General features: G+C 69.2%; 17 protein-coding genes and 1 tRNA gene. 10 read left to right on the forward strand and 8 right to left on the reverse strand.

The features are described 5' to 3' along the window. Positions 1-149 precede the first annotated feature (149 nt). The gene (locus ACFV6H_RS18880; protein ID WP_385543216.1) at positions 150-620 is read right to left on the reverse strand and encodes a RidA family protein; all 471 of its coding nucleotides are present in this window, start codon (positions 618-620) and stop codon (positions 150-152) included. Continuing rightward, positions 617-778 (reverse strand): DUF4177 domain-containing protein, encoded by a 162-nt coding sequence (locus ACFV6H_RS18885; protein WP_093601778.1) that lies wholly within the window; start codon positions 776-778, stop codon positions 617-619. The genes ACFV6H_RS18880 and ACFV6H_RS18885 overlap by 4 nt, the downstream gene beginning before the upstream one ends. Before the next feature lie 72 nt (positions 779-850). On the opposite strand from ACFV6H_RS18885, the gene ACFV6H_RS18890 reads away from it, so the two are divergent. Next, positions 851-1816 (forward strand): ArsA family ATPase, encoded by a 966-nt coding sequence (locus tag ACFV6H_RS18890; RefSeq protein ID WP_384788752.1) that lies wholly within the window; start codon positions 851-853, stop codon positions 1814-1816. Next, a complete protein-coding gene (locus ACFV6H_RS18895) occupies positions 1813-3285 on the forward strand; it encodes an ArsA family ATPase (protein ID WP_385543221.1) in 1473 nt (490 codons plus the stop codon). The genes ACFV6H_RS18890 and ACFV6H_RS18895 overlap by 4 nt, the downstream gene beginning before the upstream one ends. Positions 3286-3597: 312 nt before the next feature. Here ACFV6H_RS18895 and ACFV6H_RS18900 read toward each other — a convergent pair whose 3' ends face one another. Then, complete coding sequence (locus ACFV6H_RS18900; RefSeq protein ID WP_030353248.1) at positions 3598-3942, reverse strand: WhiB family transcriptional regulator; 345 nt, start codon at positions 3940-3942, stop codon at positions 3598-3600. Positions 3943-4339: 397 nt separating this feature from the next. Here ACFV6H_RS18900 and ACFV6H_RS18905 point away from each other — a divergent pair, with 397 nt between their 5' ends. Next, positions 4340-6616, forward strand: coding sequence for a transglycosylase domain-containing protein (locus ACFV6H_RS18905; protein WP_385543224.1), 2277 nt, complete (start codon positions 4340-4342; stop codon positions 6614-6616). A 207-nt stretch (positions 6617-6823) separates the two neighbouring features. Here the strand turns inward: ACFV6H_RS18905 and ACFV6H_RS18910 are convergent, their stop codons facing one another. Further along, positions 6824-7285 carry a GatB/YqeY domain-containing protein gene (locus ACFV6H_RS18910; RefSeq protein ID WP_093601786.1) on the reverse strand — a complete coding sequence of 154 codons (462 nt, stop codon included), beginning with the start codon at positions 7283-7285 and terminating at the stop codon, positions 6824-6826. Between the two features lie 77 nt (positions 7286-7362). On the opposite strand from ACFV6H_RS18910, the gene ACFV6H_RS18915 reads away from it, so the two are divergent. Next, on the forward strand, positions 7363-8289 hold the full coding sequence (locus ACFV6H_RS18915) for a metallophosphoesterase (RefSeq protein WP_384983855.1): 927 nt from the start codon (positions 7363-7365) through the stop codon (positions 8287-8289). An 85-nt stretch (positions 8290-8374) separates the two neighbouring features. Beyond that, positions 8375-8448 (forward strand) — tRNA-Pro (locus tag ACFV6H_RS18920). Between the two features lie 167 nt (positions 8449-8615). Here ACFV6H_RS18920 and ACFV6H_RS18925 read toward each other — a convergent pair. From ACFV6H_RS18925 to ACFV6H_RS18935, 3 genes are read right to left on the reverse strand one after another with little or no spacing between them, the layout of a single operon-like run. Further along, on the reverse strand, positions 8616-10370 hold the full coding sequence (locus ACFV6H_RS18925; RefSeq protein WP_385543228.1) for an ABC transporter ATP-binding protein: 1755 nt from the start codon (positions 10368-10370) through the stop codon (positions 8616-8618). A gap of 23 nt (positions 10371-10393) precedes the next feature. Beyond that, positions 10394-11566 (reverse strand): hypothetical protein, encoded by a 1173-nt coding sequence (locus ACFV6H_RS18930; protein WP_385543231.1) that lies wholly within the window; start codon positions 11564-11566, stop codon positions 10394-10396. Positions 11567-11572: 6 nt separating this feature from the next. Next, positions 11573-12631, reverse strand: coding sequence for a DUF1611 domain-containing protein (locus ACFV6H_RS18935; protein WP_385543234.1), 1059 nt, complete (start codon positions 12629-12631; stop codon positions 11573-11575). Positions 12632-13179: 548 nt separating this feature from the next. Between ACFV6H_RS18935 and ACFV6H_RS18940 the strand changes: the two genes are divergently transcribed. From ACFV6H_RS18940 to ACFV6H_RS18955, 4 genes are read left to right on the forward strand one after another with little or no spacing between them, the layout of a single operon-like run. Beyond that, entirely contained in the window at positions 13180-14805 is a 1626-nt protein-coding gene (locus ACFV6H_RS18940) for a TIGR02677 family protein (protein ID WP_385543237.1), read from the forward strand. Further along, a complete protein-coding gene (locus ACFV6H_RS18945; RefSeq protein WP_385543240.1) occupies positions 14802-16136 on the forward strand; it encodes a TIGR02678 family protein in 1335 nt (444 codons plus the stop codon). Before ACFV6H_RS18940 ends, ACFV6H_RS18945 begins: the two co-directional genes overlap by 4 nt. Next, positions 16133-20398 carry a TIGR02680 family protein gene (locus ACFV6H_RS18950; protein WP_385543243.1) on the forward strand — a complete coding sequence of 1422 codons (4266 nt, stop codon included), beginning with the start codon at positions 16133-16135 and terminating at the stop codon, positions 20396-20398. The genes ACFV6H_RS18945 and ACFV6H_RS18950 overlap by 4 nt, the downstream gene beginning before the upstream one ends. A gap of 17 nt (positions 20399-20415) precedes the next feature. Continuing rightward, complete coding sequence (locus ACFV6H_RS18955) at positions 20416-21687, forward strand: TIGR02679 family protein (RefSeq protein WP_385543246.1); 1272 nt, start codon at positions 20416-20418, stop codon at positions 21685-21687. A gap of 64 nt (positions 21688-21751) precedes the next feature. Here the strand turns inward: ACFV6H_RS18955 and ACFV6H_RS18960 are convergent, their stop codons facing one another. After that, entirely contained in the window at positions 21752-21967 is a 216-nt protein-coding gene (locus ACFV6H_RS18960; RefSeq protein WP_384983832.1) for a KTSC domain-containing protein, read from the reverse strand. Positions 21968-22264: 297 nt separating this feature from the next. On the opposite strand from ACFV6H_RS18960, the gene ACFV6H_RS18965 reads away from it, so the two are divergent. Further along, positions 22265-23032, forward strand: a complete 768-nt coding sequence (locus ACFV6H_RS18965; protein WP_385543250.1) for an SDR family NAD(P)-dependent oxidoreductase — start codon at positions 22265-22267, stop codon at positions 23030-23032. The last annotated feature ends 20 nt before the right edge of the window (positions 23033-23052 follow it).

The raw sequence follows: 23052 nt of genomic DNA on the forward strand, positions 1-23052 counted from the left end.
ATGCGCTGAAGCGGTGATGTTCGAGAGGCCCTCGTGAGGAGCATGTGGTCCGGCCACACAGGCCAGGCGACAGGCTGTCCCACCCTGCCCCGCCCTGCCACGCCCGGCCCCGCCGCCCTGCCCTGCCCTCGTACGTCTATGCCTACGCCTCAGTCCTCGGTCAGCTCGACCTGGATCTCGACCTCGACCGGTGAATCCAACGGCAGCACCGCCACGCCGACGGCGCTGCGCGCGTGCACGCCCCGGTCGCCGAGGACCTGCCCGAGCAGCTCGCTCGCACCGTTCAGGACGGCCGGCTGTCCGGTGAAGTCCGCGGCCGAGGCGACAAAGCCCACGACCTTGACCACACGGGCGATACGGTCCAGATCGCCGGTGACCGACTTCACGGCGGCCAGCGCGTTGAGCGCGCAGATACGGGCGAGCTCCTTGGCCTCTTCCGCGGTGACCTCGGCGCCCACCTTGCCGGTGACCGGAAGCTCGCCCTCCACCATCGGGAGCTGGCCCGAGGTGTAGACGTACGCACCCGTCCTGACCGCCGGCTGATAGGCGGCCAGCGGCGGTACGACCTCGGGCAGCTTCAGCCCCAGCTCGGCGAGGGCGGCCTCGACGGCTCCGCTCATGCGGTCTTCTCCCGCTTCAGATAAGCCACGAGCTGCTCGGGGTTGTTCGGCCCGGGAACGACCTGGACGAGCTCCCAGCCGTCCTCGCCCCAGGTGTCCAGAATCTGCTTGGTCGCGTGCACGAGAAGAGGCACGGTCGCGTACTCCCACTTGGTCATGGGCCCGACTGTAGCCGCACCGCGCGGCGGCCTCGTGCGTAGCCCGGGACCCTACTGGTTAGGCTCGAATATGTGAGCAGGCTCCAGGTCGTCAGCGGCAAGGGCGGTACCGGTAAGACGACGGTCGCCGCCGCACTCGCGCTCGCCCTCGCGACGGAGGGCAAGCGCACGCTCCTCGTCGAGGTCGAGGGCAGGCAGGGGATCGCGCAGCTCTTCGAGACGGAGGCCCTTCCGTACGAGGAGCGGAAGATCGCCGTCGCCTCGGGCGGCGGCGAGGTGTACGCGCTGGCCATCGACGCCGAGCGCGCCCTTCTCGACTATCTCCAGATGTTCTACAAGCTCGGCAGTGCGGGCCGGGCGCTGAAGAAGATCGGCGCGATCGACTTCGCCACGACGATCGCGCCCGGCGTCAGGGACGTACTGCTGACCGGCAAGGCGTGCGAGGCGGTACGGCGCCGGGACAAGCAGGGACGTTTCACTTATGACTACGTGGTGATGGACGCGCCGCCCACCGGTCGTATCACCCGCTTTCTGAATGTGAACGACGAAGTGGCGGGACTGGCGAAGATCGGCCCGATACACAATCAGGCGCAGGCCGTGATGCGGGTCCTGAAGTCACCCGACACGGCGGTGCATCTGGTGACGCTGCTGGAGGAGATGCCGGTCCAGGAGACCGCGGACGGTGTCGCCGAGCTACAGGCCGCCGAGCTGCCGGTCGGCAAGGTCATCGTGAATATGGTGCGGCCACATGTTCTCGACGAGGCCGCTGTGCGCGCCGCGGCGGGCGACCGTCGTAAGGAGGTCGCCAAGGCGCTCGCGGCGGCCGGAGTGAGCGCGCCGACGAAGCTCGTCGGTCCGCTGCTCGAACAGGCCGCGGAACACGCCCAGCGAGTGGAGCTGGAGCGGGAGCAGAGGGCGGTCCTGAGCAAGCTCGGGCTGCCGACGTACGAACTCCCGCTGATCGGGGAAGGAATGGACCTCGCCGGTCTCTACCGGCTGGCGAGGGAGCTACGGCAACTCGGGAAGGCCTTCTCATGACGCTGGATCCGGCAGCCGCGCCGCTCGAAATCGATCCGCTGCTCGACGATCCGGCCACCCGCATCATCGTGTGCTGCGGCTCCGGAGGCGTCGGCAAGACGACGACCGCGGCGGCTCTGGGCGTACGGGCTGCGGAGCGCGGCCGGAAGGTGGTCGTCCTCACCATCGATCCGGCCCGCCGACTCGCCCAGTCCATGGGCATCGACGCGCTCGGCAACACTCCGCGGCAGGTCAAGGGCATCGAGGGACCGGGCGAACTGCACGCCATGATGCTCGACATGAAGCGGACCTTCGACGAGATCGTCGAGGCGCACGCGGACGCGGAACGGGCCCGCGCGATTCTGGAGAATCCCTTCTACCAGTCCCTGTCGGCCGGTTTCGCGGGCACGCAGGAGTACATGGCGATGGAGAAGCTCGGCCAGCTACGGGCCCGCGACGAGTGGGATCTGATCGTCGTCGACACTCCGCCCTCGCGCTCGGCGCTGGACTTCCTGGACGCGCCGAAGCGCCTCGGCTCCTTCCTGGACGGGAAGTTCATCAGGCTGCTGATGGCTCCGGCGAAAATGGGCGGCCGGGCCGGGATGAAATTCTTGAATGTCGGTATGTCGATGATGACGGGCACGCTCGGAAAGCTGCTCGGAGGTCAGTTCCTGCGTGACGTACAGACGTTCGTGACGGCGATGGACACGATGTTCGGCGGGTTCCGTACGCGCGCCGACGCCACGTACCGGCTGCTCCAGGCGCCGGGCACGGCGTTTCTGGTGGTCGCGGCGCCGGAACGGGACGCGCTGCGGGAGGCCGCGTACTTCGTGGAGCGGCTGGCCGCCGAGGAGATGCCGCTGGCCGGACTGGTCCTCAACCGTGTCCATGGCAGCGGCGCCGCCCGGCTGTCGGCCGAGCGGGCGCGGGCCGCGGCAGAAAATCTTGAAGAGAGCCGCATTGTGGATCAGATGGCTGGGAAAGCTCATGTTCGTGGCAGTGCTGCCCCGGACGGCTTTTCTCCCGAAGCCGCCGAGGCGCACGAAGCCGCAGAAGCCGCCGTACATCACTCGCCCGACCCCACCGCGCCCGCATCCCCCCTGTCCGAGCCGCCGCCCGCACCAACACCATCCGATCCGTCTGATCCGTCCGACCCATCCGCTCCGCCCGAGCGAGCTGTATCTGCCGCGCCCGCACTCGCATCGGATCCCGCGCCCGCATCGGATTCCGCGTCCGCGCAGGACGCTGACGTACGCACTTCCGCACGTACGTCTGTCACAAGTGTGGAACAACTGACCGCGGGTCTGCTGCGCCTGCACGCCGAGCGTATGCAGGTGCTCGCGCGTGAAGAGCGGACGCGTGACCGTTTCACCGCGCTCCATCCCGAGGTGGCGGTGGCCGAAGTGGCCGCCCTGCCGGGCGATGTTCACGACCTCGCAGGGCTCAGGGCCATCGGTGATCGTCTCGCGGATGGTCGTGCTACGACCTGAGCGGCGGAGACGTCGTGGTGGGCGGCGCGGCTGATCGAGCCGCGGCAGCCTCGCAGGAAGTCCCTTGGGACCGTCCTGACCTGCTTACTTACTCAATGACTTCTGGCTTGATGACTTCCCAGCAGTCCCCCAGGGACCTTGCAGGGATGGAGACATGACAGACCGAGCACCTGACACCTGACGGACGAGCACATGGCACAGACGAGCACGTGACAGAAGACCACCGGCCACGGATCAGACCGGACCGCACGCACCTGCCTGCCCGCCGGCGTATCGACCGACGTGACTGGCCGACCGACATGCGCCGTGTGGCTACCCGACCGCCGCGTACGTCTCGTACGTTTCGTCATCCTCCAAGCCCACGGGCAGCAGGCCCGCGCTGCGCTCGTACTCCGTGCGCGCGGTCTCAAGCAGCCGCCGCCAAGAAGTGACGGTCGGACGCCTGCGCAGCAGTGCGCGGCGCTCCCGCTCGGTCATCCCGCCCCACACGCCGAATTCGACGCGGTTGTCCAGCGCGTCGGCCAGGCATTCCGTACGCACCGGGCATCCGGTGCACACCGCCTTGGCCCTGTTCTGCGCCGCACCCTGCACAAACAGTTCATCTGGATCGGTAGTGCGGCAAGCTGCCTGCGCACTCCAGTCGGTTACCCAGCCCATGCTGGCGCCGTCCTCTCCCGAATTGAGGCTCCCCCACGGCGGCAGCGGCATATTCACCGTTGCCAGTTGAGGACGTTACGGAAGGCGGGCACAGCGCAACACCCCCTTCGGGCCCAATCTTGAATGGTCCGAACGGACTATGCGTACGCGGCAGATCACCCAGGGGAGTGACCCGAGGGCATAGTCGACTCATCCGACATAGTCGGGCATCTCGCTTGGGTCACAACGGGCATCAGCTAGCAGGTGGGGGCGTACCGGACAGCGCTTCCCGTGCTTCGGGGTTCACAGGAAGTTCATGTCCGGGGCTTGATGCGCAACCGCGTGGCTGTGACAGTTGAGTACAGCTTAGGCCAGAGCCTTGACGCGTGTCCGGCGAATGAGAACGTAGGCTGCCCCCATGCCAAAGAAGCGCTCGGGCGGGGGTCTGACCGGGACCCAGCAGGCCGCCAAGTTCCTCGGTGTCAGTGTGCTCGCGGGAGCGGTGCTGGCAGGAATCGCCCTGCCGGCCTTCGGTGCGCTGGGGCTCGCGGCCAAGGGAACGGTCGAGGGATTCGACGAGATCCCCGCCAATCTCAAGACGCCGCCGCTGAGCCAGCGCACCACGATCCTGGACTCGAAGGGCGGCCGTATCGCCACGGTCTACTCCCGCGACCGCACGGTCGTACCGCTCAAGGACATCTCCCCGTACATGCAGAAGGCGATCGTCGCGATCGAGGACTCGCGCTTCTACGAGCACGGGGCCGTCGACCTCAAGGGCGTGCTGCGGGCGCTCAACCGCAACGCGCAGTCGGGCGGCGTCGCCCAGGGCGCCTCGACGCTGACCCAGCAGTATGTGAAGAACGTATTCGTGGAGGAGGCCGGCGACGATCCGGAGAAGGTCGCCGCGGCCACCCAGCAGACCCTGGGCCGCAAGATCCAGGAGTTGAAGTACGCGATCCAGGTCGAGGAGGAGCTGGGCAAGAAGAAGATCCTGGAGAACTATCTGAACATCACCTTCTTCGGGCAGCAGGCGTACGGCATCGAGGCCGCTGCCCAGCGCTACTTCTCCAAGCCCGCCAAGGATCTGAAGGTGGAGGAGGCGGCGATGCTCGCGGGCATCGTCCAGTCGCCGAGCCGTTACGACCCCGTCAACGACGAGGAGGAGGCCACCAAGCGGCGCAACACCGTGCTCCAGCGGATGGCCGACGTCCGCGACATCTCGCAGGCGGAGGCCGACCGCGCCAAGGCCACGCCGATCAAGCTCAATGTGAGCCGGCCCAAGAACGGCTGCATCACGGCGGTCAGCGGGGCGGGCTTCTTCTGTGACTACGTACGCTCGGTCTTCCTCAACGATCCCGTCTTCGGCAAGGACCGCGAGGAGCGCGCCAAGGTCTGGAACCAGGGCGGGCTGACGGTCCGTACGACACTGGATCCGCAGGCGCAGAACTCGGCGCAGGAGTCGATCAAGGACCATGTCTTCCAGAGCGACCCGGTCGCGACGGCGCTGACCATCGTCGAGCCGGGGACGGGCAAGATCCTGGCGATGGGTCAGTCGAGGCCGTACGGCTTCGGGAAGAACGAGACCCAGATCAATCTGTCCGTCGACCAGAAGATGGGCGGCGGCGCGGGCTATCAGCCGGGCTCGACCTTCAAGCCGATCGTCGCGGCGGCAGCGCTGGAGCGGGGCATTCCGGCGACGCAGAGCTTCCCTTCCCCGTACGAGATGACGTACCCGACTCCGGTGCAGACCTGCGACGGACCGTGGACGGACCGGAACATCCCGGTCGAGAACGAGAACGAGGCCGAGGTCGGGCCGTACTCGATGAAGGAAGCGACCGCCAAGTCGGTCAACACGTATTACGTACAGCTCATCAGTGAGATCGGTGTCTGCCCGGTGACCGAGCTGGCCTCGAAGATGGGTGTGAAGCGGGCAGACGGGAAGAAGATCCAGCAGGTTCCGTCGATCACCCTGGGCACGCAGGAGGTGTCGCCGCTGACCATGGCGTCGGCGTACGCCACCTTCGCCAGCCGCGGTACGTACTGCACTCCGGTCGCGATCGAGTCGATCCTCGGCCCGAACAAGAAGCCGATGCCGGTGCCGAAGTCGAAGTGCGACCGGGCGATGTCCGAGACCACCGCCGACACCATCAACACGCTGCTGAAGGGCGTGGTGGAGGACGGTACGGGACAGCAGGCGGGCCTCGGCAGCCGGCCGAGCGCGGGCAAGACCGGTACGACGGACTTCCGCTACGCGGCCTGGTTCGTGGGCTACACGCCCAATATGTCGGGCGCGGTCTGGGTCGGTGACCCGCGGCACTCCAGGAAGATGGTCGACATCACCATCGGCGGCGAGTACCAGGACAAGGTCTTCGGTGGTGAGGTTCCGGGACCGATCTGGAAGGACGCGATGTCCGGCGCGCTGGACGGCAGGCCGGCTCCGGGCTTCAACGAGATCAGCATCCCGGACGCGCCGAAGGCTCCGGAGGAGGACCCGAACAAGCCGGGCACCGACGCGGGCCAGGAGAACGCCGGGCAGGACAACGGCGGCCAGGACGGCAGGCCGGGCGGCACCCAGGGTCCGCTTCCGGGCGGACCGGGCGGGCCGGGCAACTCGACGTCGGGCCTGCTGGGCGGCGGCCAGAACGGCGGCGGGAACGGGAACGGCGGCCAGGACGGCGGCGGGAACTTCCCGTAGGCGCTGGGCTGAACATATGAGGTGACAGAGGCGCCCGGTCGGTGAGAAATCACGGACCGGGCGCTTCTGTGTGTGTTGCCGAAGGGGCGGGGCCTGAAGGGCCGAGGTGACGCGAGAAGAGGAGCGACGTCAGCGCCAGTCCCCGGACCTCAGACGGATCCCCGGACCTCAGGTATCAGGGGTCGGAGGTCAGACGCCTCAGACGCCTCAGACGAGGGACTGCTTGACGAGGGCGGCGACGCGACCGCCCTCGGCGCGGCCCGCGACCTTGGGGTTCACGATCTTCATCACGGCACCCATCGCGCGCGGGCCCTCGGCTCCGGCCGCCTTCGCCTCCTCGACGGCCTGGGCGACAATGGCGCCCAGCTCCTCGTCGGTGAGCTGCTTCGGCAGGTACGCATCAAGGAGCACGCCCTCCGCCCGCTCCCGCTCGGCCTGCTCCGGACGCCCTCCCTGGGTGAAGGCCTCCGCCGCCTCACGGCGCTTCTTCGCCTCCTTGGCGATCACCTTCTGCACCTCGTCGTCGGAGAGCTCGCGCGCCGTGGTGCCCGAGACCTCCTCCTTGGTGATCGCGGAGAGCGTCAGCCGGAGCGTGGCGGAGCGCAGCTCGTCGCGTGCCCTGATGGCCTCGGTGAGGTCTTCCTTCAGCTTGGACTTAAGGCTGGTCATGGGGCCAAGTGTGGCAGGTGCACCGTCGTGGCCGCCCACGGATTACGCGTCGGTACGGTGTCTGCGACGATGGGCGCATGCGCGCACGCTACGGAGTACCCCTGGGAATCGCGGCAGTCGGAGCGGCCGGCCTCGCCTACGCCGCCGGCTTCGAAGCCCGTTCGTTCCGACTGCGACGGATCTCCGTCCCGGTGCTGCCGCGGGGCATGCGTGATCTTCGGGTGCTCCAGGTCTCCGACATCCATATGGTGAGCGGACAGCGCAAGAAGCAGCGGTGGCTCCAGTCGCTGGCGGGACTGCGGCCCGACTTCATCGTGAACACGGGCGACAACCTCTCGGACCCGGAGGGCGTACCGGAGGTGCTGGACGCGCTGGGCCCGCTGATGGAGTTCCCGGGCGTCTATGTCTTCGGCTCGAACGACTACTACGGGCCGAAGCTCCGTAACCCGGCGCGTTATCTCTTCGAGAAGGCCCAGGGACGCCACGGCCTGAACGGCAACGCTCCGGCCGTCTCCGCGGTGCACAACCCGTGGGAGCCGATGCGCGACGCCTTCGACGCGGCGGGCTGGGTGGGCCTGAACAACACGCGCGGCCGACTCAAGATCGACGGCCAGGAGATCGCCTTCACGGGCGTGGACGACCCGCACATCAAGCGGGACAGATACGAGCGGGTCGCGGGCGGCCCCGAGCAGGACGCGGACCTCTCGATCGGCGTGGTGCACGCGCCGTATCTCCGCTCCTTGGACGCCTTCACCGCCGACGGCTACCCCTTGATCCTGGCGGGCCACACCCACGGCGGCCAGCTCTGCATCCCTTTCTACGGAGCGCTGGTCACCAACTGCGACCTCGACACGGACCGCGTCAAGGGCCTCTCCACCCACCACTCCGCCGGCCACACCTCCTACCTCCACGTCTCCGCGGGCTGCGGCACCAACCGCTACACCCCGCTCCGCTTCGCCTGCCCCCCCGAAGCCACCCTCCTCACCCTGACCTCCCGCCCCTGACCCCCCGGAGCCACCCCAAAACCGGATTTCGTCTCCGGCCAGCGGTGGGCTAAAGTAATCGATGTCGCCGCCACACGAGCGACATCGGGGTGTAGCGCAGCTTGGCAGCGCGCTTCGTTCGGGACGAAGAGGTCGTGGGTTCAAATCCCGCCACCCCGACAGCCGAAACACCAGTTCAGGGGCCTGATCCGCTTAGCGGGTCGGGCCCCTGAGTGGTTTCTGGGGTCGCTTTGGGAGCCGTTTGGGGGTCGAGTTCCCGGGCGGCGTCCGTGCGTACGTCTTGCTGGACGGATCGGCAGCTCCGAGCGCGTCGGGGACTGGACCCGTCAGGCGGTCCGCCGGGGCGCCCGCGCGGCCTCTCGGCGGGCCGATGCCGAGGTCAGACTGTGCCGCATGCGTAGGGCGCCGTCGTGGAGATGGATGGTGCGGGTGGCGAGGCGGGTGAGGGCCGGGCGGTGGGTGGTCATGACCGCTGTGCGGCTCTCGACCAGGCGGCCGAGCGCGCGTACGACGAGTTCTTCGGCGGCGTTGTCCAGTCCCGTGGTGGGTTCGTCGAGCAGCACAACGGGGGCGTCGGCAAGCAGGGCGCGGGCGATGCCGACGCGCTGGCGCTGGCCGCCGGACAGTCCGGCGCCTCGGTCGGCGAGCCGGGTGCCCAGGCCGTCGGGCAGGCGTTCGGTGAACTCGGTGACCAGGGCTGCCTCCGCCGCCCGGGCGACCTCGTGCGGGCCGGCGTCGGGTCGGGCGTAGCTGATGTTGTCGGCGATGGTGCCGGAGAACAGGAACGTGTCCTGTAGCACGACTGCGATCTGGCGATGCAGCCAGATGGCGGGGATGTCGGTGAGGGGAAGTCCGTCGAGGAGCAGGTGGCCGCGGGTGGGCGGGTAGAGCCCGGCGATGAGGGAGAGCACGGTGGATTTGCCGGAGCCGTTGGGTCCGAGCAGCGCGAGGTGTTCGCCGGGGTGGACGGTGAGGTCGAAGTGGTGCAGGACGGGGCCGCGGCCGTAGTCGAGGGTGATGTCGCGCAGGTCGATTCGGCCGGTGGCGCGGTCGGGCAGGCGCCGGTGTGATGTCGGGGGCGGCGGTGGCTGGTCGAGGATGGCGGCGACGCGTTCCGCGGAGGCCGCGCCCTGGGGGAAGGTGATCGAAAGGCGGGACATCGATCGCATGGGCTTGATCATGTCTTTGAGGTAGCTGGTCACCACGACCAGCAGACCGACGGTCCACCAGTGGTTCACGACACCGAGGCCGCCCGCCCACAGCAGTGCCGCGGTGGCCACCGCGGCGGCGGCTTCGAGCAGTGGAGTGAATCGGGCCCTCAGTTCGACGCTGCGCAGACCGGCATCGAGGGTGGTGCTGTTGCCGGCGGCGAAATGCGCGTCGTGCAGATCCTGGCGGCCGAAGGCATGGATGGTGCGGATGCCTTGAAGGGATTCGGTGACGAAGGCGGCGAGGTGCCCTTCGGCGGCGCGCTGCCGCCGTTCCGTCTGGCGGGTCAACCGGGTGTAGCGGGCGGCCGTGAAGAGTATCAGCGGGGCGCCCCCGATCGCGATCAGCCCCAGGCGCCAGTCGACGGAGAGGATGACGGTGGCGTAGCCCGCGAGCGCCAGCAGTCCGGGCAGAAGTGTGGAGAACAGGTCGACCAGAGCGTCCTGGATCCGGCTGGTGTCGATCGCGACGCGGCTCGTCAGTTCCCCGGCCGCCTGTCTGTCGTGGTAGCTCATGGGGAGCCGTTGCATATGGGCGAAGACGTCCGTACGGATCTCCGCGGTGATGCGCTCTCCGGCGCTGTTCATCACACGGTCACCGAGGTAGTCGAAGGCCCCCGAGGCGAGAGTGATCAGCAGCAGTGCGACGGCGGCTACGCTGAGCATGGCCAGCGGGGAATCGCCCACGATGCCCGTGAGCCAGACCAGTGGGCCGCTGGTCCGGCCCTTGAGCACGTTGTCGATGACCAGCGCCAGCGGCCAGGGTGCGGCCAGGTCGGCGATCAGTTCTCCGATGCGCAGTCCCACGCCGAGCACGAGTGTGCCCAGGTGCGGGCGGCCGTAGGAACGGAATCGCCATAGGTGTCGCATCATTCCCACGTCGTCTTGGCGGGCCCTCATCTGCCCACCTCCCCGGTCAGGTCCGCGCGGGCGGCGTCTTTGAGGGCTGTGTTGCTCGCGCCGGGGCGTATGCCGTGCTCGGCCATGGCGGTCAGCACCACCGACGCGAGTCCTGGGTCGGCACGCGTGATCGCGGACAGCAGCCGGGAGAACTGGCGGCGCTCGTTCAAGGCGTCCTTGGTCAAGGCGTCCTTGGTCAGCTGGGCGGCACCGGAACCCGCACCGGAACCGGCACCGGCACCGGCACCGGCATCGGCACCGGCTCCGGCACCGGCATCGGCTCCGGCCGACTCCATGCCGCGCAGCAGCGCCGCATCGAAGCGCGCCGCGTCGGCACCCGTGGCGATGACCCGCTCACGAGCGGACCAGCATGCCGAAGCCCACACGGTGCCGTCGGCGTGCGGGTCCTGGTCCCGCCCGCCCAAGAAGTGCGCCATTGTCCACCGGGGCTGAAGTTTGCGGCGCCGCTGGTCCCACTCGGCGATGGCCCCGCGGTGCCAGCCGTAGATGTCCGGGGTGCCCAGCAGGATGGCCGTGAAAACATCTGCCGTGCCCTCGTCCAGGGCGATCTTCAGGTTGGTCTGCTGCGCCGGAGGACGCAGCCGGTTGAGCCGGAAGTCCGCGGTGTGCCGGCACAGATGATGGCCGACCTCGTGACAGATGATCGCGGCGTTGTGCGCGGGGGCGTGGAAATACCGGCTGCCATCCGGTGCCGGGACGAATCCGGCGCCGCCCCCCAGATGGATCTCACCCGCACAGCTGAGAGCGGCGGGCTCGTCCGTGAGTGACGCTCTGGGAAGCCGGTAATGCCCTCCGTGCCAGCGGCGTGGCTGGTTGTGCATCCCGATTCTGACCAGCAGATGAGGGAGAGGGCGGCCGAGCAGGGCTGAAGCGAACCGCAGGGCACGCTGGACGTGGAAGGCCGTGTTGGTCACGCCGAATGCTCGGGCCTGCCGCTCTGCGGCGGCGTCAGCCAGGGGGCCGCCACCGGCCGCGGGGTCGAACATCAACGTGGAGCCGTCGAACAGCCGCCCGCCGCGCTCGTCACGGACCGTGGCCTCAGGCAGCACCACTTCGGCCGGCCGCAGTTCAAGGACGTCCAGGGCGGCTTCGCGCAATTCCCCGGGCCGGGGACGCCCGTCAGGTATGTAGACGATCGCCGGGATCACGAGGCATCAGCCCCAGGCAGCAGCGTCGGCGAAGGGTCCCGTCGTGGCGGCGGTCTGCCGGGCCGGTGCACGCACCAGGTCCACGGCCGCGCCGTTTGCCAGCTGTGGCGGGGACAGGACCGGCAGTCCCGTGGCCGCGTGTGCTTCCTGGGAGGCAAGGGGGCTGGCGGTGACGAGGCCACTCACCACGCGTACCGGGACCCCCAGTCCCCGCAGGATCGTCACCCCGGCCACCGCGTCCAGCGCGTTGGCCGCCGCCAGTACGACACCGTGGGCGAATCCGGGCAGGCACTCGGCAAGCGCCCGTGTCTCGGACTGCAGCAGTCCGTCGGCTATCTCCAGGACGACCGCGTCCGCACCGTCGTCGACCAGGGCATCGCGGATGGCGATCATCGTGGTCCGCAGCCGCTCGACCGGATAGCCGAACGTGGATGACATGCCGAAGTCGAGGAATTCGGCTACAGTGCTGGCGCCCGCGTCGATGTACATCCAGCGGTCCTTGCCGCTGCCGGAACCGGTGACCTTGCCCGCGCCGGCGGCCAGTCCGGCTCGCGTCCAGCCGGACACCATGGCCGACGCCGTCGTGGTCTTGCCCGCGTTCATCGACGAGCCGAGCACGACCAGAGTGCCCCACTCCGGCGCCGTGTGCGGCGACGGCGTCCGCGCGTAGTGCTCCAGCGACAGCGGCATCCCGGACCGGTCGTTCAGCGTGCCGATCACCTTCAACTCGGTCGGTGGCAGCCGTCGCGTATGCGCCGAGGCGACCGTTCCCACAAGGCCGCCCGCCGTCAGCAGATGAACGTTGGGCCCGGTCGGCAGGTAACCCTCGTAGAAGTCCGTGGCATACCGGTTGCCGTACGCACCCACGACAATGTCGCCCGAGTAGAGACGGACGCGCCGACCGTGGACATCCTCCAGATGGTCGAGCTCGCCCAGGTGGACCACGGTGGCAACCACGAGATCCCCGAGCTGCGGTTCGCGAACCGACCCACCGGGTACGGTCGCGTCCCGGTCGTTGATTCTGCGTGTCACATAGCCCCACTTGGCCCCGGCAAAGTCTCTCATCACAGATCCCTCACGGTGCGGGTCGGGCCCGTACTGGCGCCCGAACGAGTGGTCGTCCATTCGATCGCTCACACCCATGTTCCGTGCTCCCGCGATCGATCGCATTGTGGTGGTGGCTCTGGCGGTGACCGGCGAGGCGAAAGTCCAGGGCCAGGGCGGGAGTCCGCAGGTCCCAAAATTCTCGGCGGGTGCGGTGGTTGAGGTGCTGCCGCAGGACCTACCGGGAAAACTACGAGTTCGAGCAGACGCCCGCCGGGCCTGGATTCGTGTACGACACACCCATAGAGGTCGAAGGCGCAAGAAGAACCGATAGTGCGAAGACGCTCGCGCGCTCTCGCCTGACACTGTCTGACGACGGTCCGTCAGCCTTTGTGGGTAAGTCCCACCATCAGCGGACACGGAACTATAAGTACAGCAGCAAAGCACAGCAACCGCTGCGACTGACAGTGACCGTCAACAACCCTGCACGTTCTTCCGGAACGCATGGTCGCGAAGCATTTCCAGCCACCCCGCAACGACCGTCGAATGCTCCACGTAACCTCGCAGACATGGAGGAACCCGCACCCGGCACACCGCCGGAGCCCGGCGACGACGAGGCGCGCAGGCGGCTGGACGCGTACGCCTACCTGAGCGCGCCGGAGCGGCTGGAGCACGTCGCGATCATGCGGGTCTTCTGCGGGACTCTGCTGGCGGACCTGGCCGTCCCGGACGTCATGGCGAAGCTGCGTGAGTCCGGCGGGCCAGGTGCGGGGCTCGACGCCGACACCCTCACGGCCCGGCTGGAACAGCTGGAGCGGTGGGGCAACCTGCTGCGCGGCAGCCATACGGTGAAGGCGTCCAGCATCACCGAGTACCAGCGTTCCCGCGCGCGCTATCAACTGTCGAGGCTGGGCGAGCGCATCCAGCGGGACGCCGACGGAGTGCTGGCCGAGGCCGAGGCCGTCCGGGAGGTGAGCAACGAGCTGCTGGCCCTGGTCGAGCGCGGCCTCCGGGAACTTGCCGAGCTGCTGTCCGAACCGGGCGGTATCGCCCCGCAGGACGGGCTGGAGCGGGTCAGCACGCTGTTCGTGCAGTTCGCCGGGTTCGCGGACTCCATCCGGGACTTCTACGCCTACCTCGGCCAGGTGCTCGCCCGGTACGACCTGGACAGCGCCGAGTACCAGGGCTTCAAGGAACTGCTGCTGGACTACGTCGAGGCGATCACGGAGGACGTGTCCTTCCGCGCTCCCAGGATCTCGGCAGCACTGGACACGCTGTGGCCGCACCTTCCGGCCCTGCTGGACCGGCTGGACGTCCACGCCCAGGGCCTCGCCGGGCTCTCCCCGAAGGGCGAAGGCCGCTCGGAAGCCCGCGTACAGCGCAGCCGTGGGCGCGACCTTGCGGATTGGCAGGGGCTGCGCGGCTGGTTCAGCGACACCGACGGTCAAGGCAGCCAGGTCGATCAACTGCGGGACGCCACCCTGCGGGCGCTCCAGTCGCTACTGGCCAACGCCAAGCGGATGCTGCGCTCGGCCACCGGGGAGATGTCACGGCGCCGGGATCTGCTGCGGCTGGCCCGGTGGTTCGACAAGGCCGCGCCGCAGGACGCGCACGACATCGCCGTCGCCGCCTTCGGGCTGTACGGAGCCCGCCACCTGGGCATCCCGCCTGCCACCGACGAAGTGGTGCCCGCCTACACCAGCTGGTGGACCGGGCCGGTGGTCGAGGTCCCGGTCGCGCTGCGCGAGAGGGGCAGCCGCGCACAGCGGGGCCGGACGGCGTCGGTGGAGGACCACTCCGCGCAGAAGGAGCGGCTACGGGAGGCGGCGCGCGAGCGGGCGGCGGCCAGGAAAGCGGCGGCGGACGAGCTGCGCAGCGCGTCGGGCCGTTTCGATGATGTACGGCTCACATCGGCGGCGCTCAGCCTGCTCCTGGAGCTGCTGGCCACGGCGCTCGGGAACGCTCAGCTCAAGCGGCGCGCCGATACGTACGGTGAGGGGACACCGGAGTTCGGCCTCGACGCGGCGTGGAGCGAGGACGCCGATCTGGGCATCCGACTCACCGTGCACCGTGCGGCGGGCGCCCGGACGTTCCTCCACTCGGCGGACGGGGACCTGCTCCTGGACGACCTGGAGCTGGCCATCGGCCGGACCTCCGCCACGGCCGACGGTGAGGCGGAGGTGAGCGTGTCATGACCCTCCCGTCCGCCCACGACGTGGCCCTCGCAGCCGAACGCCGCACCGCCGCCCGGCTGTTGCTCGCCCATCCGCTGGTCACGTCGGACGGCCTTCACGCCGACCTCTTCCCGCTGGTCCGCAGGCACGCCGACTGGCTGGGCAAGCGGTTCCAGCAGGTGCTCGGCTATCGCCTCCTGGTCGACAGTTCGTACGCCCGGCTGTTCAAGGCCGGGCTGGGAGCACGGGCGGGACACCGGCTCGTGCGGTCCACCGGCACTCCCTTCACCCCGCACACGTACGCCTGCCTCGCACTGGCTCTGTCGGTCCTGGTGACCGCGCCCGAACAGATGCTGTTGTCGCAGCTGGTGGCCGATATCCGGGCCGCGGCGGCCGACGCCGACGTCGAACTGGAGGAGACGGGCCGGGCGGCCGGGAGACGGACCCTGGTCGCGGCTCTGCGCCAGCTGGTCGAGTGGGGCGTTCTCGTCGAGACGGAGGGCCAGGTGGCCGCCATCACCCAGGAAGCCGGCGGGGAGGCCTTGATCACGGTGGACCGCGAGCTCGCCCGCGTCGTCGTCGCCGGACCGCTCGCCCAGTCCCGGGACGGCGCCGATCTGGTCCGGCGAGCAGCGGACCCGGGCTTCGGCGGACCTCGTACCTACGTGCGCCGGATGCTCGTAGAAACACCCGTCGTCCATCTCGACGAGCTGACCGACGCCGAACGCGACTGGCTTCGCACCCGGCAGCGCCGGGAAGCTCAGGCGTTCCTCGAACTCCTCGGCCTGGAGACGGAGATCCGCGCCGAGGGAGTGGCGCTGGTCGACCCCGAGGAGGAGCTGACCGATCTTCACCTTCCGGGTACGGGAACCATCGCCCAGGCCGCGCTGCTGCTGGTGGAACGGCTCGTTGAACGGCTTCGGCCGGCCGATCCCGGACATCCGGCGACCGGCGGCGCCCTCGTCGTCGGAGTGGCCGTTCCGGACGGCCTGGTGGATGAGCTGCTGGCCGACCTGGTCGCCGAGTACGGGGGCCGCAGCAACTGGCAGCGCGGCTACCTGGAAGATCTCCACGCCCTGCGGGAAGCCGTGCTGGACCTGCTGTCCCGCATGCGGCTGCTGGCCCCTGCCGGTCCGCTGCGGGCCGAGGGAAACGGACTGCCGGAAGGGCACGCCGAAGAGCTGCCGGAAGGCCGCCAGGTGACCGACGTCCGCGGAGCCCGGCCCGGCGGCGAGGGCTGGGTGCTGCTCGCGGCGGCGGCCCGCTACGCCACCCGCGTCACCGTGCGTACGGCCGACTCGACCCGTAAGCCCCGTAAAGATACCGACGCACAGCAGGAGTTGCCCCTATGAGCGCCGACGCACGTGGACTCGTCCCGCTGCCGCGATCCGGCCCGTCGACGGCAACAGCAGGTGCCCGCTTCCGGCTGCACCGCGCGGGCATCCAGAACGTCTGGCAGTACGACGAGCAGGAGTTCGCCTTCGGTGACGGGCGACTGCTGCTGCGCGGCAAGAACGGCGCGGGGAAGTCCAAGGCCCTGGAAATGCTGCTCCCTTACCTGCTGGACGGCGACTCCCGGGCACTGGACGCGACCGGTACCGGGCGGACCACGCTCGCCTGGCTGATGCTGGACGGGTTCGAGCAGACCAACCGCCTCGGCTACCTGTGGGTGGAGTTCCGGGGCACGGCCGAGGGCGGCGGCCACCGCTATCTGACGCTCGGTGCCGCCGTCCGCGCCTCGAAGTCGACGCAGAAGGCGGTGCCGACCTTCTTCGTCACCCCGCTGCGGGTCGGTGAGGACCTGCGCCTGGTCGAAGCGGGCAAGCCGCTGCCCGTCGACCGGCTCAAGGAGATCGTCGGCTCCGACAACGCGACCGAGCGCGCGGTCGGCCACCGTGCTCGCGTGGCGCGGGATCTCTTCGGCATCACCGACGCGACGCGCTACCGCAACCTCACCCAGCTCCTCCACCGGCTGCGGCGCCCCACGGTCGGGGACCGCATCGAGCACGGAGGCCTGGCCGTCCTGCTGAGCGAGACCCTTCCGGGGCTCGACGAGGACGTGGTCGAGAAGGTGGCGCGCAACCTCCACGACCTGGACGCCGTACGGGACGAACTCGGCCGGCTGGAACGTACCGACGCGGCGCTGCGCACGTTCCTCGCCGACTACCGCCGCTACCTCGCCGGAGTGCTGCGCACCTCGGCCCGGAACGTGAGCAGGGAACTGGACACCCTCTCCCAACGACGCCGGACGGCCGGGGACGCGGCGCAGCGAACGGGCGACCTGAAGAGGCGGGAGGAGGAGTCGGAAGCCGGGCTGGAGACCTTGCGCGACGAGGAACAGACTGCCAGGACAGAGCTTGCCGCTCTGCACGCCAGTCACGCCTACCGCAGCCTGCGCGAACTGTCCGAACGCCGCAGCACGGTGGAGGCCCTGCACACCGCGGCCATGACCGCATTAACCGCCCTGCGGAACGCCCACGAGGCGGAAGAGGGCGCGGCCGAACGACTGGCCGAGGGCGTCAAAGAGCTGGGGAGCCGGCTCACCGAGCTGGGAACCGAACACCGCGAGCTGCTGTCCCAGGCGGAGAAGGCGGGGCTTCCCACCGGCCATTTCGGCGACGCGGTGGCCCTGCCGCGCACGGTCCGCTCGCAGGCGACGCAGACGGAGCTGACCAGTCCGGACGGGAAACCGCAGACCGTACGGCACCGGCCGGTGGCTCGCGCGGACACGGCCACGACAGAGGCCGGGCTGCGGTCCTGGCAGGGGCAACTGGAGGATGCCGAAGCGGTCGTACGGAACCGGACACGGATGGTCCAGGAGGTGACCCGTCTCTCCTCGCGGGCCGACGAAGCCCGGGCCAAGGCAGCTCAGGCCGACACGGAACGGGAACGGCTGGAGGACGAGACGGAGGAGGCCGCCGGCCGTCTCGAAGAGAGCCGCGAGAAGGTCGCCGAGGAGACCCGTGGGTACGCCGACGAGGTCGCCGCGTGGGTGGAGCGCACGCGGACCGCGACAGGGCCCGACTGTCCGCCGCTGGATGTCGTCCTCGCCGAAGTCGCCGGTGAGACCTCCCCCGACGCGCCGTTCGCGGACCGCACGCTGCCGCCCGACATCGACACCCGCGCGCGGCAGACGGCTCACGCGGCCCTGGAGCCGTACGCCGATGACCTCACCCGGCACCGCGACGCGCTGGCGCTCGACGTCGGCCGACTGGGCGAGGAGATCGACCGCCTTTCGAAGGCGAAGCAGGACTGGGAGCGGCGTACCGACCCCGAGCCTCCGGCCCCGTACCACCGCACCGCCGAAAGGAATCCGGCCGATGGAGCACCCTTCTACCGGCTGGTGGACTTCGCGGAGCACGTGACCTCCGCCGACCGTGCCGGCCTGGAGGCGGCACTGGAGGCGAGCGGAATCCTGGACGCCTGGGTCGGCGCGGACGGGGTCCTTCTCGACCCCCTCACCCGGGACACGCTTCTTCAGCCCGGTCCCATGCCGCCGGGAGGACAGGCAGGAGGACAGACGGGAGGACAGAGCCTTGCCTCGGCCCTGCGCCCGGCCCCGCAGCCGGAGTGCGGCGTCACATCCGAGCACGTGGAGCGCCTGCTGACCGCCATCGCACTCGCACCGGCCTCGGAGACCGCCGCTGCCGGCTCGGTCCACTACGACGGAAGCTGGCGTCTGGGTGCCCTCCGCGGCCGTCACCACAAGAGTGTCACCGAGTACGTAGGGGCCGCTGTACGCGCCGAGACCCGACGGCGCATCCTCGCCGAGCTGGCGGACCAGCTCGGACAGACAGAACAGCGGCTGGCCGACGCCCGTACCGAACTCGCCACAGCCGACTCCAGGCGGCGGGCCCTCACGCTCGCGGAACGGGACTTTCCCCGGGCACGACTGCTCGCCGATGCCTGGAGCAGGACCGCATCGGACGAGAAGGCGCTACGGGACCTGACCGCCAGGGCGACCCGTGCGGCACGGCTGGCCGAGGAGGCCCGCGCTCTCGCCGTGTCGGCGCGCGCTGAGGCGGATGCCACGGCGACCGCCCATGACCTGCCCACCGACGCCACCGCCCTGGACCGCGTACGAACCGCACTGGCGGCCCTACACAGCGGTATCGGTCACTTGCGCAGAGCGGTCAGGGGCACGGTCGAGCGGCTCGGCGGAACCCACGCGGACGACGGGCGGTACGAACGCGCCCGGCAGGGACGCCTGGACGCGGAGGAAAGTTACCGGCTCCACCTCGCCGGACTGCGCACCGCGCAACAGGACCTGCGCACCCGCGAGGCGGCCATCGGGTCGTCCGAAGAGGAGATCCTCACCCGCGAGGAGAACGCCAAGCAACGCGTCGCGAACGCCGTCCGCGCCATTCCGGCAGCGGACCGTACCCATGGCGAATTCCGCGACCTGCGCGTGCGAGCGGAAGAAGAGGAGAAGCGCCTGCGCGAGGAACTGGCGGACCAGGAGACGAAGGTCATCGACACCGGCCGCACCCTCCGTGAGGCTCTCGACCGTCCGGAGGTCGTCAATGGTGCGGGACTGGACCGGTCCTCCCTGCCCGAATACGTCTCGGACAACCCCGGCTCGGACGTCCGCGACCGCCTGCGAGCGCTGCGCTCACTGGCCGACACAGTGGAACAGGCTCTCGGCCGCCCGAGGGGCGAGGTGTCGGACAGCACCCTGCTCAACCGGCATACGGAGCTGCGCGACCAACTGGCGGGCGGATACGACGCACAGCTTGAGGAACGCGACGGCATCAAGGTGTGCCGCTTGGTCGACGACCACGGTTCCCATGATGTCGCGGCCGTGGGCGAGCGGATCGCCTTACAGTCCGCGGAGGCAAGGGGACGGCTCACCGAGCGCGAGAGCGAGGTGTTCCAACGGTTCCTGACCGGCGAGCTCGGCGATCATCTCTCCGCGCAAGTGATCACCGCGGCCAATCTGGTCGCCGCGCTCAACGACACCCTGAAAACCGTACGGACCTCACATGGTCTCGGCGTGGAACTGCTGTGGAAGCTCGACGAGGACGTCGACGCGGATGTGCGCGCGGCCGTCGATCTTCTGCGCAGCCCGTCGAGCCTCCGGACGCGCGAGCAGACCGAGCAGCTCCGCGAGGTACTGCAACGCCGTATCGAGGATGCCCGCCGTGCCGACCCTTCGGCCGGTTACACCGCCCATCTGCGGACCGCACTGGACTACCGCGACTGGTTCCGTTTCCACACCTTCGTGGTCGAAGACGCGGCCCCCGGACGCAGGAGGAAACTGACCGGACGGACCGGACTCAGCCAGGGCGAGCAGCGTGTGCTCTCCTATCTCGTGCTCTTCGCAGCCGCTGCCGCCCACTTCACCAGCCTCGCCGAGTCGGCGCCGCACGCGCCGCGGCTGATCCTTCTGGACGACGCCTTCGCCAAGGTCGACGAACCCACCCATGGGCGACTGGGCCGTATCCTCGTCGACCTCGATCTCGACTTCGTCCTCACGAGCGAGCGGCTGATGGGCAATTGGGCGGAGGTTCCGTCCCTGCACATCTACGAGTGCCTCCGTGACCCCCATGTGCGCGGGGTGGCCACGTTGCACTACACCTGGAACGGTCGGCACCGGCGTCTGGCGTCGGTATGAGCCCGTCTGGCGTCGGTATGAGCCGGCTCCCCGCCGCAACACGCGACTGGCTGACAGGGCCAGGTCTCACCCGGCTCTGGGGTGCGGTTCGCAAACGTCTGGAAGGCAACGGCGTGCAGGCCACCGGTTCCCTCCGGTTGACCGCGGTGAGCGCCCAGGAACGGAACGACCTGTCACTCCTGTTGGGCAAACCCCTCACAGGCGCCGACGTGACCGTGCGGCTCGACGCGCTCGACGGACGCCTGCGCGCCTCTGCTGCGGGACTCGGGCTCAGGGCGGTCGTGGAGGAACTCGGACCTCCGCTCACCGACCGCCGCGCGGCCCGCGCCGGCGTGGCGGCACAGCGTCGGCACGTGTGGGCGTCGCTCACCTCGTCTCTCGACGCCTCTCCGCTCGTCGGCCAGGAATGGACCCGACAGTGGTACGACGTGCTCCGCCGCGCCGGCGTTCCGAAAGGGGTGACACCCGAAGCGGCGGTGCGGACGCTTCAGCAGGCGGTCCAGATCCTCACCGTGCTGCTCGATCCGGAACGGACGGGCACGCGCGGCCGAGGAGAGCTCGCCGCGACGGCGACCGGCTCGGCACACGGTCTGGACGACGGCACCTGGCTCGCCCGCCTCGTCCAACGCGGTGTCGCCCTGGCCCATGGCACTGACCTCCCCAGCAACGCGGCAGGCCGACGCGCGTTGTGGCGGCTGGTGTCCGTCACACCGGACGAGGTCTCCAGCACGGTGCTGACCTACGGACTGCGCCCCATCGGCGGGGGCTGGCGGGAGGAGTCTCTACGGGAGCGGGCCGCCCATCACGCCGAAACCCACCTGACACCGCGCGACCTGCTCGGCCTCCAGCTCCAACTGCCCACCGCAACAGTGATCCACATCTGCGAGAACCCACGCGTGGTGGAAGCCGCTGCCGACGCGGCCTGCGCCCGGCCCCTGGTCTGCACCTCCGGCAGCGCCGCCACGGTGGTCCTCACACTCCTCGACACCCTCGCCACCGCCGGCTGCCACTTCGCCTACCACGGCGACTTCGACTGGCCGGGCATCACGCTGGCCAACCGGATCATCCGCCGCTACGAGGCGCTGCCGTGGCGCATGAGCGCCGAGGACTACGAACGCCTCGCCGCTCACAGCCAAGCTGAGGGCATCCCTCAACTACCACTCGACGGCCGGCCGGTCGACGCGGACTGGGACCCGAGCCTCGCCCCTGCCATGACCGCCCTCGGCGTCGCACTCCATGAGGAGGCGACCCTTGACCTGCTGGTGGAGGACCTGTCAGGCCAGACGTAGGAAGGCAACGGAACACGGCGACGCACGGCGGGATGCGCGGGCCCGAGTCCGGCCCCCCGTCAGGTCAAGCGACCCTCGTGGCCTGGTAGCCGGCTTTCTTGATGAAGGCGTCGAAATAGCGCCCTTTACTGGGCGCACTCATCAGCCCGCTGTGCACTGCCTCGGGCACACCGGCGTATCGATAAATTCCCCCGTTCTTGAACTGCACTTCGAGTGTCCTGGACCGCGTTTCATAACCGACAGAGGCCAGGCTGGAAGAAACCACGGACACACGCTGCACGGCATCTCCTTGGAAAACCGCTGACGGTCGCGGCGGAATGAGTGATTCCTGTTTGCTTACCACGACGGCCGACGACCAAGGCATCCATTTGCTGATGCCGCCGACATGGCTGGCAGCACGGCCCCAACATGCCACCGGCGCCGCAGACGCGATCGTGGATCAGACCGTGCGGGCTACGGCGTGTCGATGGCGTCGAGAGAGTTCGGTCCGGCCTGCACGTTTCGCGCCCTGCTTTGCACTTTTTGCCCCATATCGTTTGTCGTAACAAAAACAGTTCCCTCAAAGGATGGTTTTGTCATGGGACAGCTCGACAACAAGGTGGCCCTCGTGACCGGCGGTTCTGTCGGTATCGGGCGCGGGATCGCGGAGCGGCTCGCTGCTGAGGGGGCGACCGTGTATGTCACCGGGCGGCGCAAGGGTGAGCTGGATGCGGCCGTGGAGGCGATCAATCGGCGGGCGGGCGGCGGGCGGGCCGTTGGGGAGCAGAGCGATGTGTCGAATCTCGACGATCTCGACCGGCTCTACGCCATGATCCAGGAGCACAGTGGCCGGCTGGATGTCCTCGTGGCCAACGCGGGCGGCGGTGAGTTCGCCAAGCTCGGCGAGATCACCGAGGAACACTACGACCGCACCTTCGACATCAACGTCAAGGGACTCGTCTTCACCACCCAGAAGGCACTGCCGCTCCTGCCCGACGGCGCCTCGGTGATCCTGCTCTCCTCGATCAACGCCTCGCTCGGCATCGAGGCGATGAGCATCTACAGCGCCACCAAGGCCGCGATCCGCAATCTCGCCCGTAGCTGGGCCGCCGAGCTGGCCGGGCGCGGTATTCGCGTCAACGCCATCAGTCCCGGTCCCATCGAGACTCCCGGTATCTACGGCCTGGTCGATGACACCCCGCAGGCCAGGGAGGAGTTCAGGAAGACCTTCGCCTCCAGGATCCCGCTGGGCAGGATGGGCCAGGTGGAGGAGGTCGCCGCCATGGCACTCTTCCTCGCCACCGACCAGAGCTCCTTCACCACCGGAGCCGAACTCTTCGTCGACGGCGGCCTCGCCCAGGTCTGATCGACCGCGCCCGCTCAGGA

The organism is Streptomyces sp. NPDC059743 (assembly GCF_042732975.1).
Lineage (GTDB): Bacteria > Actinomycetota > Actinomycetes > Streptomycetales > Streptomycetaceae > Streptomyces.

Coding starts and splice junctions, on each gene's coding strand:
- ACFV6H_RS18880 (WP_385543216.1), bottom strand. CDS start 620: ATGAGCGGAGCCGTCGAGGCCGCCCTCGCCGAGCTGGGGCTGAAGCTG.
- ACFV6H_RS18885 (WP_093601778.1), bottom strand. CDS start 778: ATGACCAAGTGGGAGTACGCGACCGTGCCTCTTCTCGTGCACGCGACC.
- ACFV6H_RS18895 (WP_385543221.1), top strand. CDS start 1,813: ATGACGCTGGATCCGGCAGCCGCGCCGCTCGAAATCGATCCGCTGCTC.
- ACFV6H_RS18900 (WP_030353248.1), bottom strand. CDS start 3,942: ATGGGCTGGGTAACCGACTGGAGTGCGCAGGCAGCTTGCCGCACTACC.
- ACFV6H_RS18905 (WP_385543224.1), top strand. CDS start 4,340: ATGCCAAAGAAGCGCTCGGGCGGGGGTCTGACCGGGACCCAGCAGGCC.
- ACFV6H_RS18910 (WP_093601786.1), bottom strand. CDS start 7,285: ATGACCAGCCTTAAGTCCAAGCTGAAGGAAGACCTCACCGAGGCCATC.
- ACFV6H_RS18915 (WP_384983855.1), top strand. CDS start 7,363: ATGCGCGCACGCTACGGAGTACCCCTGGGAATCGCGGCAGTCGGAGCG.
- ACFV6H_RS18925 (WP_385543228.1), bottom strand. CDS start 10,370: ATGATGCGACACCTATGGCGATTCCGTTCCTACGGCCGCCCGCACCTG.
- ACFV6H_RS18935 (WP_385543234.1), bottom strand. CDS start 12,631: ATGAGAGACTTTGCCGGGGCCAAGTGGGGCTATGTGACACGCAGAATC.
- ACFV6H_RS18940 (WP_385543237.1), top strand. CDS start 13,180: ATGGAGGAACCCGCACCCGGCACACCGCCGGAGCCCGGCGACGACGAG.
- ACFV6H_RS18945 (WP_385543240.1), top strand. CDS start 14,802: ATGACCCTCCCGTCCGCCCACGACGTGGCCCTCGCAGCCGAACGCCGC.
- ACFV6H_RS18950 (WP_385543243.1), top strand. CDS start 16,133: ATGAGCGCCGACGCACGTGGACTCGTCCCGCTGCCGCGATCCGGCCCG.
- ACFV6H_RS18955 (WP_385543246.1), top strand. CDS start 20,416: ATGAGCCGGCTCCCCGCCGCAACACGCGACTGGCTGACAGGGCCAGGT.
- ACFV6H_RS18965 (WP_385543250.1), top strand. CDS start 22,265: ATGGGACAGCTCGACAACAAGGTGGCCCTCGTGACCGGCGGTTCTGTC.